14 protein-coding genes are annotated in these 15,199 nt (G+C 34.4%); 8 read left to right on the top strand and 6 right to left on the bottom strand.

What is annotated here, in order from left to right:
• Positions 1-4 precede the first annotated feature (4 nt).
• Positions 5-676, bottom strand: coding sequence for a tRNA (guanosine(46)-N7)-methyltransferase TrmB (trmB, locus tag CA2559_RS01815; protein WP_013186126.1), 672 nt, complete (start codon positions 674-676; stop codon positions 5-7).
• Between the two features lie 93 nt (positions 677-769).
• On the opposite strand from trmB, the gene CA2559_RS01820 reads away from it, so the two are divergent.
• Complete coding sequence (locus CA2559_RS01820) at positions 770-1,822, top strand: glycosyltransferase (RefSeq protein WP_041241077.1); 1,053 nt, start codon at positions 770-772, stop codon at positions 1,820-1,822.
• Here CA2559_RS01820 and CA2559_RS01825 read toward each other — a convergent pair.
• On the bottom strand, positions 1,766-2,854 hold the full coding sequence (locus tag CA2559_RS01825; protein ID WP_041240850.1) for a sensor histidine kinase: 1,089 nt from the start codon (positions 2,852-2,854) through the stop codon (positions 1,766-1,768). The genes CA2559_RS01820 and CA2559_RS01825 overlap by 57 nt on opposite strands.
• 3 nt (positions 2,855-2,857) lie before the next feature.
• Positions 2,858-3,538 carry a response regulator transcription factor gene (locus CA2559_RS01830; protein WP_013186129.1) on the bottom strand — a complete coding sequence of 227 codons (681 nt, stop codon included), beginning with the start codon at positions 3,536-3,538 and terminating at the stop codon, positions 2,858-2,860.
• A gap of 165 nt (positions 3,539-3,703) precedes the next feature.
• On the opposite strand from CA2559_RS01830, the gene CA2559_RS01835 reads away from it, so the two are divergent.
• The 7 genes from CA2559_RS01835 (at position 3,704) to CA2559_RS01865 (ending at position 13,010) form a co-directional block, all read left to right on the top strand.
• Positions 3,704-6,487 carry a TonB-dependent receptor gene (locus CA2559_RS01835; RefSeq protein ID WP_013186130.1) on the top strand — a complete coding sequence of 928 codons (2,784 nt, stop codon included), beginning with the start codon at positions 3,704-3,706 and terminating at the stop codon, positions 6,485-6,487.
• A gap of 39 nt (positions 6,488-6,526) precedes the next feature.
• Positions 6,527-7,699: a hypothetical protein gene (locus CA2559_RS01840; protein ID WP_013186131.1), complete on the top strand. Its 1,173-nt coding sequence runs from the start codon at positions 6,527-6,529 to the stop codon at positions 7,697-7,699.
• A 161-nt stretch (positions 7,700-7,860) separates the two neighbouring features.
• The gene (locus CA2559_RS13515; RefSeq protein ID WP_083798852.1) at positions 7,861-9,828 is read left to right on the top strand and encodes a lamin tail domain-containing protein; all 1,968 of its coding nucleotides are present in this window, start codon (positions 7,861-7,863) and stop codon (positions 9,826-9,828) included.
• Between the two features lie 104 nt (positions 9,829-9,932).
• Positions 9,933-10,913, top strand: coding sequence for a LuxE/PaaK family acyltransferase (locus CA2559_RS01850; RefSeq protein WP_041240851.1), 981 nt, complete (start codon positions 9,933-9,935; stop codon positions 10,911-10,913).
• Positions 10,913-11,947, top strand: coding sequence for a hypothetical protein (locus CA2559_RS01855; protein WP_013186134.1), 1,035 nt, complete (start codon positions 10,913-10,915; stop codon positions 11,945-11,947). Before CA2559_RS01850 ends, CA2559_RS01855 begins: the two co-directional genes overlap by 1 nt.
• A gap of 3 nt (positions 11,948-11,950) precedes the next feature.
• A complete protein-coding gene (locus tag CA2559_RS01860) occupies positions 11,951-12,466 on the top strand; it encodes a DUF350 domain-containing protein (protein WP_013186135.1) in 516 nt (171 codons plus the stop codon).
• Positions 12,467-12,557: 91 nt separating this feature from the next.
• Positions 12,558-13,010, top strand: coding sequence for a YHS domain-containing (seleno)protein (locus tag CA2559_RS01865; RefSeq protein WP_013186136.1), 453 nt, complete (start codon positions 12,558-12,560; stop codon positions 13,008-13,010).
• 80 nt (positions 13,011-13,090) lie between these two features.
• Here CA2559_RS01865 and CA2559_RS01870 read toward each other — a convergent pair whose 3' ends face one another.
• From CA2559_RS01870 to CA2559_RS01880, 3 genes are read right to left on the bottom strand one after another with little or no spacing between them, the layout of a single operon-like run.
• Entirely contained in the window at positions 13,091-13,573 is a 483-nt protein-coding gene (locus tag CA2559_RS01870) for a GyrI-like domain-containing protein (protein ID WP_041241079.1), read from the bottom strand.
• Between the two features lie 4 nt (positions 13,574-13,577).
• Complete coding sequence (locus CA2559_RS01875; protein WP_013186138.1) at positions 13,578-14,153, bottom strand: pentapeptide repeat-containing protein; 576 nt, start codon at positions 14,151-14,153, stop codon at positions 13,578-13,580.
• A 26-nt stretch (positions 14,154-14,179) separates the two neighbouring features.
• The gene (locus CA2559_RS01880; RefSeq protein WP_013186139.1) at positions 14,180-15,151 is read right to left on the bottom strand and encodes a YitT family protein; all 972 of its coding nucleotides are present in this window, start codon (positions 15,149-15,151) and stop codon (positions 14,180-14,182) included.
• Between the last annotated feature and the right edge of the window lie 48 nt (positions 15,152-15,199).

Here is a 15,199-nt window from a genome sequence, read left to right on the forward strand (position 1 = left end):
TGTATTAGTTTATCCTAAATCGAATATAAGTTATAGGTTTTCCTTGTTCAAGATACTGATTTTCATAGAAAGTCTGTATGCCAATCACATCTTCTGGAGAATATTCGTTTTTATAAACATTATGGTTAGCCTCTAAAACTTCATGTCCTTCACCGTGCAGTAAGCCAAGTGTATAGCCATGCATAAATTCACTATCTGTTTTAAGATTAACTACACCTCCAGGTTTTAGTATTCTTTTATATTTCTGCAAAAACTCTGTATTGGTCATACGGTGTTTTGTGCGCTTGTATTTAATTTGGGGATCTGGAAAAGTAATCCATATTTCATCTACTTCGTTAGCTGCAAAAATATCTTCTACCAATTCAATCTGGGTTCTTACAAAAGCCACATTAGGCATCTCATCCTCAATTGCAGTTTTTGCGCCACGCCAAAAACGAGCACCTTTAATATCTATACCCACAAAATTTTTCTCTGGATATTTTTTAGCCAATCCCACACTATACTCTCCTTTACCACAACCTAACTCAACAATTACAGGATTGCTATTACCAAAAAACGAGGCCCAACTTCCTTTGTGTTTAAAGTTTCCAGAAACAACATCTTCTCGCGTTGGCTGAAACACATTTTCAAATGTTTCATTTTCTTTAAAACGCTTCAATTTATTTTTACTTCCCACAGATAATATTTTATGCAAAAGTAGAGATTTATAAAGCTTTAAGAATAAGTGTATATTTACTTTTTAAAAAAAGTTTTAAAGGCAACAGGTTTTATGCTGAAGAAAAAAATTCTGGTGGCACCACTTAATTGGGGATTAGGACACGCCACACGTTGTATTCCTATCATTAATGCATTAATTTCAGATGGCTTTGAGCCTGTTTTAGCTTCAGACGGTGCAGCCCTAGCTTTATTAAAAAAAGAATTCCCAAATTTAGCATTCCACGAGTTACCTTCTTATAACATAACTTACTCTAAAAAAGGAGCATTATTTCAGTTTAAAATGTTGCTGGAAAGTCCTAAACTACTAAAGAGTATTTATGCTGAGCAAAAAGCTTTAAAAAAGATTTTAAAGACTGCTAATTTTCACGGTATTATATCTGATAACCGTATGGGAATTAGGAGTACTACTATACCTTCTGTATTTATCACGCATCAACTAAATGTGTTGTCGGGCAGCACTACAAAATTCAGTTCTAAATTACACAGACGTTATATTAAAAAGTTTGATGAGTGTTGGGTTCCAGATTTAGAAGGTTCCCAAAATTTAAGTGGCAAGCTTGGGCACTTAAAAAACAGCACTCTACGCATTAAATATCTTGGGCCGTTAAGCAGATTTAATAAACAGCTATTACCCAAAACATACGATTTACTTGCTATGGTTTCTGGTCCAGAACCTCAACGCGAAATGCTAGAAGACATTTTTAAGGTGGAACTAAAACTTTTTAAAGGAAATGTGCTTCTTATAAAAGGAAAGATTGAAGACAAGCAGACTATCGAGAAAGACGGCAATTTGACCATTTACAATTATATGATGGGCAAAGAATTGGAAGATGCATTTAACCAAAGTGACTTGGTTATTTCCAGATCTGGCTATACAACGCTTATGGATGTTGCTAAATTAGGTAAACCCGCATTCTTTATACCTACACCAGGCCAGTTTGAACAAAAGTACTTAGCTAAGCGTTTAAAGAAAATGAAACTAGCGCCTGCTTGCAAGCAGCATAAATTTAAGGTGGAGAAACTAAAACAAGTGGCTAATTACGATGGTTTAGGTCATCTCGGTAATCAATGGGTCAACTTCAGTGACTTCTTCAAGCTTTTCTAGTGTAAACGAAAACTCACTACCTACACCAAACTCACTCTCTACATAAATCTTTTCTTCGTGAGCTTCAAGTATATGCTTAACTATAGAAAGTCCTAAGCCAGAACCTCCTTCTTTACGGTTTCCGCTTTTATCTACTCTAAAGAAACGCTCAAATAAACGCGGTATATTTTCCTGCTTGATGCCTTCGCCATTATCTGTAACCCTAACTAAGATCTTATTGTTTATAAAATCTTCGACAGTTATTTCTGTAGTACCATCTTTCTCTCCATATTTAATAGAGTTCACTACAAGGTTGGTTAAGACCTGTTGTAACCGTTCCTTGTCTCCACAAACCATAACATCTGTATTAGAATCGAAGTCATAGAGCAAGGTGATATTTTTTTTGGCAGCTTTCATTTCTAAAAGCTCATAAACGCTATGTATAAGTTCTGAAATTAAGAAGTTTTCTTTATCCAAATGAAGATCTCCAGCCTCAAGCTTGGTAATCATATCCAGATCTTTAACAATATAGATAAGCCTATCTACACCTTTCATTGCTCGATTAAGGTACTTTTTTCTTAAGGTTTTGTCTTTCATTGCACCATCTAACAAGGTGAGAATGTAACCTTGTACCGTAAATAATGGTGTTTTTAATTCGTGAGATACATTCCCTAAAAATTCTTTACGGTAAGATTCTCTAATCTTTAAAGCTTCAATCTCTAATTTTTTACCCTTTGCAAAGCGTTCCACTTCACTTTTAAGGGTTGCCATATCTGTAGTTACTTGGGTTCTTTGTAGTGTAGTAGCATCTAAAAGAGAAACACTATCATAAATACCCTTAACACGTTTATAAATGAATTTTTCAATACGCAACTGTATAACCATAAAGGAAAACAGATAGCAACTTCCTGCAAACGTTAGGATAAAAAATAATGAAATTGAGAAGTCGAAAAATGAGAATAGAAATATACTTACAAGTACCGTTAAGAATATTGTAATATAAAACGAGGTGTTAAATGCGAACTTAAAGGAACGCTTAAATTCTTTAGCCATTAATTAAGATACAAACTTGTAGCCAACACCTTTAACAGTCTTAAAGCGCTTGTCGCCTAATTTCTCACGCAACTTACGAATGTGAACATCTATGGTACGGCCACCAACTACTACTTCATTACCCCAAACACGGTCTAATATATCTTCTCTTTTAAAGACTTTGCCAGGTTTAGATGCTAATAAAGATAATAATTCAAACTCTTTTCTTGGCAAAAGAATCTCTTCTTTTCCTTTAAGGATTTTATATTCTTCTCTATTAATTATAAGATCACCAATTTTTACAACATTATCATTGGTACTATCTTCTACAATACGTCTTAGCAAAGCATTTACTTTACTTACAAGGACTTTTGGTTTAATAGGTTTAGTAATATAATCATCTGCACCTGCATCAAAACCAGCTAGCATTGAGTAATCTTCTCCTCTTGCCGTAAAAAATGTAATTATAGTATCTAGGTCTGGTATTTTTCTAATTTGCTCACAAGCCTCAACACCATCCATTTCTGGCATCATAACGTCTAAAATTATTAGCTGTGGCTTTCTTTTTTTTGCAAGTTTAACAGCCTCTTTACCATCTGATGCTGTAATGACATTGTAGCCTTCAGAAGAAAGGTTATATCCTACAATTTCTAGTATATCTGGCTCATCATCAACCAGTAAGATAGTAATATTCTTGTTGTCCATAGGTAAGTTAGTTTCTGCAAAAGTAAATATAATCGATAAAACGGCTATGTTAAGTTATTGCGTGTTAAAATAACATTATGCTAACATACATAGCTAATAGAGTTAACTTCTGCTTAACCTGAATCTTTAATCTTGATAGTTTCTTTGCACAAAATTATAAAAGTAATGATTAGAGTTTTTCAGATCTTAATATTTGTCTTTTCTACAATCGTAGTAGCACAAGACGTAGGTTCGGTTGCAGGTAGCCTTTCAGACAAGGATAACAACAATGAACCATTGCCCTTTGCAAATGTTATTATTAAAGGTACAAGTAAAGGAACCACTACAGATTTTGATGGTAACTATTTGCTAGACAACATTGCAGTAGGAACCTATACTATCGAGTTTAGCTTTGTTGGATATGAAACATTAGAAGTTCCTAATGTTGTTATTGAAGCAGGAAAGGTAACAAATATTACTACTGCCTTAGGCGCTTCTGCTGCTGCACTCGATGAGGTAATTATTAAAACCACTGCTAGAAAGGAAAGTGAGGTCGCTTTATTATTAGATCAAAAGAAAGCTGTAACTATTAAACAGAGTATTGGCGCAGATGAACTTTCAAGAAAAGGTGTAAGTGATGCTGCAGCTGCTGTATCTAAAATTTCTGGTATTTCTAAACAACAAGGTGGTGGCAATGTTTATGTACGTGGTTTAGGAGATCGCTATTTAAACACAACATACAATGGCCTTACAGTACCATCTAATGATATTGAAAAGAAGAATATAGATTTAGGTTTATTCTCTTCTGATGTTATTCAGAATATTGGTGTTAGTAAAACTCACGCAGCAAATTTCTATGGAGATTTTGCAGCTGGTAATGTTGATATCGTTTCTAAAGAATACACAGGAAAATTCTTTATAACTGCTGAAACTGGTAGCTCAATAAATACTAGAGCAGTTGATAAAAACTTTGTAAAAAGTGAAGGCACAAGCTTTTTTGGATATTATAACAGATATGACAACAACCCTTTTGCAGTAGTTGTTTCTCACGGTGTAGATCCAGAATCTGCTTCTGGACCAGTTGCTTTTACAGGCGCTATTACAACAGGAAATTCTTGGAATGTCGGGGAAGAGTCTAGATTAAGCGTTTTTGGTACAGTATCCTTTAGTAATGATTTTGAATACAGAAGAGGTACACAAGTAGACTTTACAACTGTAGAGAAAAAACGTTTCCCAGACAGTGAAGAGTTTGAATATAGCACAAACACAACTGCTATGGCAAATATTGGATATAAGATAAACAACAATCACAGATTAACCTTTAACTCATTGTTTATTAATGATGCTACAGATGAAGTTGGTTATTTTGGTATTGGTGGAAATGGTACCAACAGAGATGCCATATTAAATACAGACAAAGGTTTTTACCAGATGAACGTACAGTTTGATCAGGATATGGTTTTTGTAAATCAACTAACTGGTAAGAGCAGACTTAATGATAAATTAGAAGTAGAGTATGGTATTGGTTTTAATAATGTACTAGCAAGACAACCAGACCGTAAACGTATTAGTGTAGAGCGTTATGATTTAGCATTAGATAATGATCCAAACACAAACCCTTTCTTTTACAGCAACATAGCCTTTGACAATCAACGTTATTTTCAAGAAATTACAGATAATGAACTTAATGCACGTGTAAACCTAAATTACAAGCACTCAGAAGAGCTTACGTTTAACTTTGGTTACAATGGAAGATCTAAAACTCGTGAGTTTGAAAATGTTAGATACGGTTACGACTTTATTAACGGTACCAGCACAGAAGTTCCAGACATAAACAACTTAGACGCTGTATTTTCTCCAGAAAACATAGGTGAACTTTATGACATATTTGTTTTTAACGCAATAGATCCTTCTCAAGGTATTACAAATAGAAATAATCCAGGTTTACCAGAAAACATTTACGAAGGAGAGCTTAACGTACAATCTGCTTATGTAGATGCTGAAATTAAATCTGGAGAAAAATGGACATTTGTACCTGGATTAAGGCTTGAGTATTTTGACCAACGTATAGATTACGATGTAATTAATGTTATTGCTACAGATCCAGGCTTTAGAGAAGCAGACGAGTTATTTATACTACCTAGTTTAAATATTAAATATGCGTTAACTGAAGATCAAAACTTAAGATTCTCTGCAAGTAGAACTGTATCTACTCCAGAATTTAAGGAAGTAGCACCTTTCGTATATGAAGATGTAACACAACGTATTGGTGGTAACCCAGATTTATTAACAGATCCTGCATTTTCAAGCATCCTTAACTTAGACCTTAAATACGAATGGTTTTTTGGAAGATCTGAGTTGTTTTCTTTAGGAGCATTTGCAAAGCAAATAAACGACCCTGTAAACTTAGTTGTTGCTAATGATGCAACAGGTACACAACGATTTGCAAGAACAGGAGACAAAGCAGAAGTTTTAGGTGCAGAAATAGAGATTCGTAAAAATCTTATGGTAGATGAGGATGAAAACAGCATATTCTCTACAGGTGCTAATGTTACAGTAATGCACACAAAACAAGATTTAAAGAGTTCTCAAGGATTTATTTCTACAACTTTTGATAGAGACTCAGATGAATTACAAGGAGCATCTCCATTACTAATAAATGCAGATGTTAGCTATAGCCCAACATTTGGTACATATAAGCCAGTAGCTAACCTTATTGTTTCTTATTTCTCAGATCGTATTGATGCATTAGGATCTGGACAATTAGGAAATATCACAGAAAAAAGTGTAACTACTTTAGACTTTGTCTGGAAAAACCAAATAGGAGATCACTTAGAAATTAATGCCAGCGCAAAAAATCTTTTAGATCCAACCATCGAAAGAGTACGTGAAAATAATGGAGGCGATATTACTATCTCTAATTACAAAAGAGGAATTAATGTCGGCCTGCAACTTAAATATAACTTTTAAAATCAACTCTAAACCAATCAATCTTAAAATTTAAAAACAATGAAAAAAAATCTTTTATTAACAGGACTTACAGCAGTTGCAATGTTTTTTGCATCTTGCTCAGATGACGACACTTCTCAAATAAACATCACCAATGGTGGAGATGGTGGCAACGGAAACCAAGACAACGTAATTGGAGGTACATTATCTGAAGATTTAACTCTAACGGCTAATGAAACATACACATTATCTTCTGCTCTTATTGTTCCAACAGGAAGAACATTAACCATTAATGAAGGTGTAGTAGTTAAAGCAAATGCAGGATCAGATGTATATATTGCTGTACAACAAGGTGCTACAATTAACGCTTCAGGATCTGCTTCTAACCCAATTGTATTAACATCAAATGTTGCAACTCCTAATGCAGGAGATTGGGGTGGACTTATCATTTTAGGTAGAGCACCAATTAACTCTGTAGCTGGTGGAGACGCAACATCTACTTCAGAAATTGGAAACTTACCATATGGTGGTAGTATAGAAAATGACAACTCAGGTACTTTACGTTACGTACGTGTTGAGTATTCTGGTGGTAGTGCAGATGCTTCTTCAGAAAACAATGGCTTTTCTTTTTATGGTGTAGGCTCTGGTACAACTATTGAATACATTCAAGCTTTTGAAGGTAAAGATGATGGTGTTGAGTTTTTCGGTGGTACTGTAAATGCAAGCTTCATATCTGTAGTTGGCGCACAAGACGACTCTGTAGACTGGACTGAAGGTTATACTGGTTCTTTAACTAACGTATACGTAAGACATGGTGTAGATCATGACAAAGGTATTGAAGGAGATGGCTTTAATACAGATATAGGAAATAATTCAGACTCTGGATTTTTCTCAGCTCCAAACATCACTAACATTACAATTGTAGGACGTGGATCATCTAACGAAAATGAAGCAATTCGTTTACGTGCAGGAACAAGAGCTTTATTCACAAATGTAGAACTTTCAGGTTTTGCTGAAGCTTTTGATTTAGATGATGAAGATGGAGAAAACATTACTGGTTCTGGTGTAACAGCTAACGAAACAGGTGTAACAGATATTTTATTTACAGATGTTACTTTAAGATTAAAGAACGATACTGGAGCAGAATTTACAGAAGATGATTTCTTTTCTGGTATAGACAATGGTACAGGTACAGATTACGATACTTGGAGTGCTGGTTGGGTAAGAAACTAAGCTAGAACCATTTAATATAAACTAGCCTCTCCATGTGAGAGGCTTTTTTTTTTACCTATTACTACTATGTTATAATAACATTAAATAGTATTGATATTAATCATATTAACAAAACGTTTGGAATCTAATTCGTATTTTCGTACGAATAATAAAATTTATCTATGATGAAAAAAATTACTTTTTTACTTACCTTTTTATTTGCAAGCACGCTTATGCTTGCTCAAACAGTTGCTCTAGAAGAGAGCTTCGAGACAGATGGTAATGGTACACGTTATACTACCACTACACCAGAATTTACTGATGGTTTTAATGATTTTTTCCTTAGAACAGATGGTTCAGACATTAACTCATCTTATGAGGTATCTGGAGCAGATGGTTCTTTTTTCTTTGCAGCTCACGATATAGATGGTGAAGGTGCAGCCCCAATACAATCATTAGATTTTACTGGTATAGATATTTCAGGATTATCAAACCTTTCATTTGTAATGCTTGCAGCTGAAGATGATGATTCAGCTAACCAAGACTGGGATGCAGATGCATTGGTATTTGTAGAAGTTCAAGTAGATGGCGGTGGTTACACTAAAATTCTTCAATTTGCTTCTCAAGGTGGTACTAATACAGAACCAGGTTTAGATACAGATTTTGATGGTGTTGCAGATAGCACGCCTTTATCAAGTGCTTTTCAAACATTTAATGTTGATTTAGGTGTTACAGGAACTGTAGCAGATCTTAGAGTTACTTTCGCAAACTTAGATGCTGGCGATGAAGATATCTCAATAGATCATTTAAGATTAATAGACAATTTTACAGTAACACCAACGGTTACTATTACTGCACCAACAGATGGTCAAGTATTTGCAGATGGCACTACAAGTGTAGACCTAGAGTTTACAACAGCTAATGCTCCTGCAGGTAGTACTGTAAATGTAATTGTAGATGGCGTAACTACTCAAGATGCAGCAAGCCCATTTGCTATTCCTACTTCAAACGGAGAAACTTACAATGTTACTGTTGAATTAAAAGATAGTGGTAATGCTACTTTAGACTCAAATGCAATTTCATTTAGCGTTGCTTTTCCTTGTGATTTATTCTTGGGAGATGCGACTACAAATTGTGATACACAAACTGCAGGAACAGATACATATACTACAAGCATTCCTTTTACAAACGGCGGAACATCTACGTACACAATTAATACTGGTGGTGTAGGAGTTGTTGGTGGAGACGATCCATCTGCTGTTGCAGAAGGTACTATAACAATTACACTTGTAGATGAAGGTACAGACTTTACTGTAAACATTTTAGGTGACACTGCAGATAGCGGTTGCGATCTTACAAGATTTATAAGTGCTCCTACTTGTGTAGCTACAGCAGCTTGTCCTGGTGAAGGTGCTATAATTATTACTGAAATCCTTCAGAATCCTGATGGAACAGATACAAATAAGGAATATTTTGAAGTTTACAATACAACTGCTACACCTATTGATATGATGGGTTGGATTATTTCAGATGCTGGATCAGATTCTTTTACTGTTGAAACTTCTGTAATAATTGCTCCTAACTCTTATGCTGTTTTTGCTAACGAAGGAGATGCTGCTCTTAATGGTGGTATTACTAACGTTGCTTACGAGTATGATGGTATGGCTTTAGCAAATGGAGATGATGAAATTATTTTATCATGTTCTGGTACTGTAATAGACCAAGTATTTTACGATGGTGGTGCAGAATTCCCAGATCCAGATGGTGCAAGTATGGAGCTTGCTATCGATGCGTTAAATAGCACAGACAACGATCTAGGTTCTAATTGGGGTACTGCAACTTCAACATATGGAGATGGTACAGATATGGGAACGCCTGGCGCTCCAAATGATTTTGTATTAGCAACAGAGAACTTTAACAAGCAAACGTTTGTATTGTTCCCTAACCCAACTGCAAATGGTTCTGTAACAATAAACACTACTAACTCTTCTGATGCGACTGTAGCAATTTACAGCATCCTTGGTAAGAAAGTAGTATCTCAAAAGCTTACAAACAACACATTAAATGTGTCTGCTTTACAATCTGGAATTTACTTAGTGAAAGTAACTCAAGATGGAGCAGTATCTACTCAAAAGCTTATCGTAAGATAATTTAGCTGAGTTTATAATATATAAAGAGCCTTCAATAACTGAAGGCTCTTTTTTTATGTTTTAAAATTTAATTAAAATGACATCTTTAGGTTAGCTATCTTTGTATAATGCTAAGAGAAGACATCTTTAAAATAACTTCAGAATTAGAGTTTAACACACTTGCCTTACGTGTGTTTAAGTTTCAGTACGAAGCTAATGCAGTGTATCAAAAATTCTGTAAACTTCTAGATAAGCATCCTAGTAACGTAAACAGCCTACGTGATATTCCCTTTATTCCTATTGAATTTTTTAAGTCTCACGACATCCTATCGTCTAAAGAGCCTATTGTAAAAACATTTACAAGTAGTGGCACAACAGGTTCTCAAACAAGTAAGCATTTCATTACAGATTTAACTATCTATGAAGACAGCTTTAATATAGCATTCCAAGAATTTTACGGAAACCCAGAAGACTATGCAATTTTAGCATTGCTGCCGTCCTATCTTGAACGCGATGGTTCGTCTTTAATCTATATGGCAAATAATTTAATAGCAGATTCTAAACATCCTAAAAGTGGATTTTATCTTCATAATTTGGAAGACCTTGCGCAAACACTAAAAGCGCTTGATGCTAGCGGACAAAAAACATTATTAATAGGTGTTTCTTTTGCGTTATTAGATTTGGTTGACGCTTATTCATTTCAACTTGAAAACACTATTGTTATGGAAACTGGAGGAATGAAAGGACGCCGAAAAGAAATGATTCGTGAAGAACTGCACGAAATTTTAAGTAAAGGATTTGGAGTTAACCATATTCATAGTGAATATGGAATGACAGAGTTATTAAGCCAGGCATACTCAAACGGCCAAGGTGTTTTTAACTGTCCTAAGCATATGAAAATTTTAATTCGAGATCCAGAAGATGCCTTAACATATTTAAATAAAGGAAAAACTGGAGGTATAAATGTTATAGATCTTGCCAATTTAAACTCTTGTTCGTTTATAGCAACTCAAGATTTAGGCAAACAGATATCTGAAACAGATTTCGAAATCTTAGGGCGTTTTGATCATAGTGATGTTCGTGGTTGTAACTTAATGGTGTTATAATGGCAGAGCAAAATAACAACCTAGGCTATGGCTGTTTATCATTTTGCATTAGTGTAATTGTTGCTGCAGTATTTACAGCTATTATTTATGCTAATATTAAATACAACATACTTCTTATCTTTATAGGAACGCTTTTTATTGCCAATAGAGTTACACCTTTGTTGTTTAGGAAGACAGCATCTACCTCAACATTTAAAACAGGAAAAACGGCTGGTTTTATAATCCTCGGAATTATATCTGCAGGTCTTTTTTACCTATATAATAGTACTAGCAAAGATCGTAACATTATAGACACTGTTGAGAATACTATTGACACCCGATTCTTAAAAACAGGAACAGATTCTGTTAAGGTTTTTACACATAATCGTACTTGGCGTGATTATTATGGCGCCTCCTACTCTAGTGAATTTATGGTAAGAGAACAAGATTACCATAGACTTAAAAACCAAACTGACAATTTTAAATATACAGGTCAAGCAACATTTTGGGGAGATTTATATACTTTGGTTTCAACCAATGACGACTCAAGTTTAGATTTGGTTTATAATGCATTTGAAAGTTTAAAGACCTCAGAAAACTTAAATGCGAAGCAATTTGCAGATATGGTTGTCACTATGGTACAAGATATGCCATATGCTCTAGTACTTGAAGGCGCCTGTTTAGCTCCAGAATTTTATGAGGAAGATTTTGCTGAGTTGTTACGAGAATGCCCATCGTGTTGCATTGGAAACAAAAGATTTGGGTTACAAAACCCTGTTTCCTATCTGGCTAACTTAAAGGGAGATTGTGATACTCGTACTGTCTTAATTTACACTATACTTTCTCACTTTGGGTATGATATAGCCATCCTGAATAGCGACTATTATATGCACTCTATACTAGGTATAAATTTACCAACCAGCGGACAGTATAAAACCTATCGAGGTAAAAAATACTATGTGTGGGAAACCACTTCTCAAAACTTTACAATGGGTACACTGCCTCAAAATTTTAAAGATCTTAATAAATGGTACATTGTACTTACTAACAACTAACTTATGAACTCACATCTTCTTGGTCTTGCTATTTTAGAAATTGTTATTGCAGTTATTATTTCTGTAATTATAATTTATGCCTCTTACTCTATATTAAAACGTTTGTTTTTTAGGGGTACAGATTTAAAGCAAAACAATATGGCATTTATTGTGTTTACAAGTGGTATCATCTTATCTGTTGGTATTATCTTGAGTGAAATTATACCAAGCATCACCAATGTTATAAGGCTTTCTATGAGTACCAATCAAAGTATAACCATAACAGATATACTTCTCTATTCTGGCTTATATCTTATTATTGGGTTTGTATTTGCAGTAATAATTAATTTCTCTGTGTTTGTACTCTTCTCAACATTAACAAAGGGAATTAATGAATTTAAAGATATACAGCAGAACAATATTGGCACTAGTATCTTGGTAGTTGCCATACTCATTGCCATCACCTTAATCTTAAAAGATAGTATCTCTCTACTAATTAGTGCACTTATACCCTATCCAGAAACCACCAACTTTCTTTAAGTTTTGTTAAACTTACTGTTAATAAGCACTTTAAATGTTAGGTAGATGGTTAGTAGTGGACTAAACGCACTAATAACCTAACTATACTATTATGAAAAAGATTGCATTATTAGCATTTACCACATTATTACTTGTGGCGTGTGCATCGCAGAATATTGGACCAAATGTAAATGGCAATGGCTATATGGCAGATGGTTATGATGTTACAGAATATTTTAACGACAATGCTACAGAAGGCTTTGATCGTTACTCAACAACATATAATGGCGCCAAATATAAATTTGTAAACCAAAATAATTTGGACAAGTTTAAAGCTAATCCTGAGAAGTACGAGCCGCAATATAACGGGTATTGTGCTTATGCAGTAGGTGCACAAAACAAGAAAATTAGCATAAACCCAGAATCTTATGAAATTAGAGATGGTAAACTATACTTGTTTTATGACAATATCTTTGCCGACACTAAAAAGAAATGGGACGAAGAAGGTCCAGAACAATTACAGAGCAAAGCAGATGAGAATTGGAAGACCTTAAAAAATAATTAACGTACTCGTGGTTCATAAGCCATTTGAGTGATTGGTTAGTAGTACACCGTTAAACACTAGTTTAGCGGTGTTTTGTTTTTTTACTCTTTTAACTGAATGGGTATCCATAATTCTTCTTGAGAGCTAGGATCATTTGGGTTGTAGGTACTATCCATCTTCGCAAAATGTGGTCTATTAGATAGTTTATATTTTGAAGCAGGAAGCCATTTTGAATATATAAATTGGTAGGCTTTATATACGTCGCTAGCTAACCCTGTATAGGTGAAAACTGCATAATCTCCTTGCACCATTAGCATATCCATAGTTTCAGGGATACTTTGAGATGAGTGGACTGCAACTGCTGCCCATTTTTGAAATTCTGCTTCTGGATTATAACTCTTAAAATAGTCTACTGAAGGATAAACCTCAGCCGAATATAAGATAGCATCACCCCTATTTAATATGGATTTATGTTTCGGCATAAACCTTTGCCAAAGCTGTTGTGTGGTGTTTGCCGCAATACTCATTGTGTTGTGCATACCAACTAACACTGTAGGTTTTAAAGTTTCAATTCTTGGTGTCATTGTATTAATCTTCAACTGTTATTTGGTACGCTTCTAACAATCCTAAAACTTCTGGATAATTAAATTTCGCCTTAGTAATTCGGTTCTTTTCTGGGTTTATAGTGTAGTTTGTGGCGCCTTTAAAATTGGCGTGTTCTAAGTTGGTACCATCAAACACTGCTAATTGAAAATTACAATTTGTAAGGGTTATTCCTTTTAAAGAAGCTTCAGAGAAATCTGCTTGCTGAAAATTACAGCCTTCAAAAGAACTTGAATTTAAATTTACCTTGTAAAATGAAGCGTGATTTAATTGGCAATCTTTTACGATTATTGAAAACCCAAACGTATCTGCTTTATCAAATTGTAATCCTAACATCTTACATTCAAAGAATGCTACATCTTGAAATCCGGTTTCATAAATATTAGCAGAGCTTAAGTTACAGGCTTCAAATTCACAATCTATAAACTTAACCTGAGAAAGGTTAACATTTGCAAAATTGCAATTCTTAAACGTGCAAGACTCGTAATCTCCCACAGCAAATGCTTCAACAGTAAAATCTTTTTGAGATAGTTCTTGGTCTGCTATAAATTGATGCTCCATAGTATTTGACTTAAGATAGATTACGGCTAATGTTTTAACGGTCGTTTTTTAATCATACCACCTTTAATATCCTTAATACTATTCATTACAATAAAAGCACTTGGCTCAATTCGCTCTATTTCAGAATTTAGATTATTAAGCTCCAACCTTGTAATTACCGTATAAATAATATCGTGATCTTTACTTAAACCATCTTGTATAAAACCACCTTTACCCTTGTAGATGGTAACACCTCTACCCAGTTTTTCAATAATCATTTTTTTTATGCGGTCGCTTTGAGAGGCAATAATGGTAACACCTATATATTCTTCTATACCTTCAATAATAAAGTCTAAGGTTTTAGAAGCAGCAATGTAGGTGATCATAGAGTACAAGGCAATTTCAATAGAAAGAAAATAAGCAGCTACAGAGAAAATTAAAACGTTAATTATGATTATAACATCACCAATGGTTACTGCAAACTTTCTGCTTAAGTAAATGGCTAAAACTTCGGTGCCATCTATCACCGCGCCACCACGTATGGCAAGACCTATTCCTGCACCTAAGAAAAAACCACCAAAGACAGCTACAAGCAAATCATCATTAGTGACATTAGGAAATGGTACTACCGCCACACATATTGCTAATCCTGCAATGGCAAAGGCTGTTTTTATGGCAAAGCTTTTTCCCATAATCTTATAGCCTAAGATTACAAAAGGCAGGTTTACTAAAATAATAAGTGCGTAAAGTGGCACGACTGTTAGTGCAGCTAATAGTAGTGAGATACCAGTGGCGCCACCATCTATAAAATCATTAGTAAGTAAAAATCCTTTAAAGCCAAATGATGCTGAAAAAATACCAGCAACAATTAAAATGAAGTTTTTAAAAAAGCGTTTGCTAAGTCTTATAAATTCTCGGTAGCGTTTGGCAATTTCATAATCTGAATAATAATCGCCGTGATCTTCATCTTTAAATGTGCGCGTAGCTTTAATTATGACCTTTATAAAAAACGAATGCATGAATAGGTTAGTTTAAGGCTAAAGATAAGGTGTTTAAAAACGATGGCT

It is taken from the genome of Croceibacter atlanticus HTCC2559 (genome assembly GCF_000196315.1).
Taxonomy (GTDB): domain Bacteria; phylum Bacteroidota; class Bacteroidia; order Flavobacteriales; family Flavobacteriaceae; genus Croceibacter; species Croceibacter atlanticus.

Bases quoted from the DNA above. Each gene is read 5' to 3' on its own strand.
- CA2559_RS01820 (WP_041241077.1), top strand. From the start codon at position 770: ATGCTGAAGAAAAAAATTCTGGTGGCACCACTTAATTGGGGATTAGGA.
- CA2559_RS01830 (WP_013186129.1), bottom strand. From the start codon at position 3,538: ATGGACAACAAGAATATTACTATCTTACTGGTTGATGATGAGCCAGAT.
- CA2559_RS01865 (WP_013186136.1), top strand. From the start codon at position 12,558: ATGAAAAAGATTGCATTATTAGCATTTACCACATTATTACTTGTGGCG.
- CA2559_RS01880 (WP_013186139.1), bottom strand. From the start codon at position 15,151: ATGCATTCGTTTTTTATAAAGGTCATAATTAAAGCTACGCGCACATTT.
- CA2559_RS01835 (WP_013186130.1), top strand. From the start codon at position 3,704: ATGATTAGAGTTTTTCAGATCTTAATATTTGTCTTTTCTACAATCGTA.
- CA2559_RS01840 (WP_013186131.1), top strand. From the start codon at position 6,527: ATGAAAAAAAATCTTTTATTAACAGGACTTACAGCAGTTGCAATGTTT.
- CA2559_RS01870 (WP_041241079.1), bottom strand. From the start codon at position 13,573: ATGACACCAAGAATTGAAACTTTAAAACCTACAGTGTTAGTTGGTATG.
- CA2559_RS01860 (WP_013186135.1), top strand. From the start codon at position 11,951: ATGAACTCACATCTTCTTGGTCTTGCTATTTTAGAAATTGTTATTGCA.
- CA2559_RS01875 (WP_013186138.1), bottom strand. From the start codon at position 14,153: ATGGAGCATCAATTTATAGCAGACCAAGAACTATCTCAAAAAGATTTT.
- CA2559_RS01825 (WP_041240850.1), bottom strand. From the start codon at position 2,854: ATGGCTAAAGAATTTAAGCGTTCCTTTAAGTTCGCATTTAACACCTCG.
- CA2559_RS01855 (WP_013186134.1), top strand. From the start codon at position 10,913: ATGGCAGAGCAAAATAACAACCTAGGCTATGGCTGTTTATCATTTTGC.
- CA2559_RS13515 (WP_083798852.1), top strand. From the start codon at position 7,861: ATGATGAAAAAAATTACTTTTTTACTTACCTTTTTATTTGCAAGCACG.